Genomic DNA, 1189 nt, shown 5'->3' on the forward strand with positions numbered 1-1189 from the left:
AATGGCGAAGAGCAAGTTTGAACGAACAAAACCGCATGTTAATATTGGTACGATTGGTCACGTTGATCATGGGAAGACCTCGTTGACAGCAGCGATTACGAAATATTTTGGTGAATTTAAAGCTTATGACCAAATTGACGCTGCGCCAGAGGAACGGGCACGTGGAATTACTATTTCTACAGCACACGTTGAGTATGAAACGGAAAATCGTCACTATGCGCACGTTGATTGTCCAGGACATGCTGATTATGTGAAAAACATGATCACAGGGGCAGCACAGATGGATGGTGCTATTTTGGTTGTTTCAGCAGCTGATGGTCCAATGCCTCAGACACGTGAGCATATTTTGCTTGCACGTCAGGTTGGTGTTCCAGCAATTGTTGTTTTTCTTAATAAAGTTGATCAGGTTGATGATGCAGAACTTTTGGAGCTTGTAGAGCTTGAGGTTCGGGAACTTTTATCCAAATATGATTTCCCAGGCGATGATATACCAATTGTTAAGGGTTCTGCGTTGGCAGCTCTTGAGGATAAGGATAAAAGCATTGGTGAAGATGCTGTTCGTCTTTTAATGAGTGAAGTTGATAATTATATCCCAACCCCTGAACGTCCTGTTGATCAACCATTTTTGATGCCGATAGAAGATGTTTTTTCGATTTCGGGTCGTGGAACTGTTGTTACGGGTCGTGTTGAGCGTGGTGTTATTAAAGTTGGAGAGGAAATCGAGATTATCGGTATTCGTCCAACGTCTAAGACGACGGTTACAGGCGTTGAAATGTTCCGCAAGCTTTTGGATCAAGGTCAAGCGGGTGATAATATAGGGGCTCTGCTACGTGGTGTTGACCGTGAAGGGATTGAGCGTGGTCAAGTATTGGCAAAGCCAGGATCCGTTACACCTCATACACGGTTTAAAGCAGAAGCTTACATTTTGACAAAGGATGAAGGTGGACGTCATACACCATTTTTCACGAATTATCGTCCTCAGTTTTACTTCCGTACGACGGATGTTACAGGTATTGTTACGCTTCCAGAAGGAACGGAAATGGTTATGCCAGGTGACAATGTTGCGATGGATGTTTCGTTGATCGTTCCGATAGCGATGGAAGAGAAACTTCGTTTTGCTATTCGTGAAGGTGGTCGTACTGTTGGTGCCGGTATCGTCTCTAAGATCATTGAATAAATAATGCTTGTT

1 protein-coding gene is annotated in these 1189 nt (G+C 43.5%); it reads left to right on the top strand.

The annotated features are described in order from the left end of the window. The first annotated feature begins 1 nt into the window (after nt 1). Nucleotides 2-1177, top strand: a complete 1176-nt coding sequence (tuf, locus tag ACFING_RS09830) for an elongation factor Tu (RefSeq protein WP_012755022.1) — start codon at nt 2-4, stop codon at nt 1175-1177. Nucleotides 1178-1189 lie beyond the last annotated feature (12 nt).

It is taken from the genome of Bartonella sp. AP150HLJHH (assembly GCF_042196385.1).
Taxonomy (GTDB): domain Bacteria; phylum Pseudomonadota; class Alphaproteobacteria; order Rhizobiales; family Rhizobiaceae; genus Bartonella.

Coding starts and splice junctions, on each gene's coding strand:
- tuf (WP_012755022.1), top strand. CDS start 2: ATGGCGAAGAGCAAGTTTGAACGAACAAAACCGCATGTTAATATTGGT.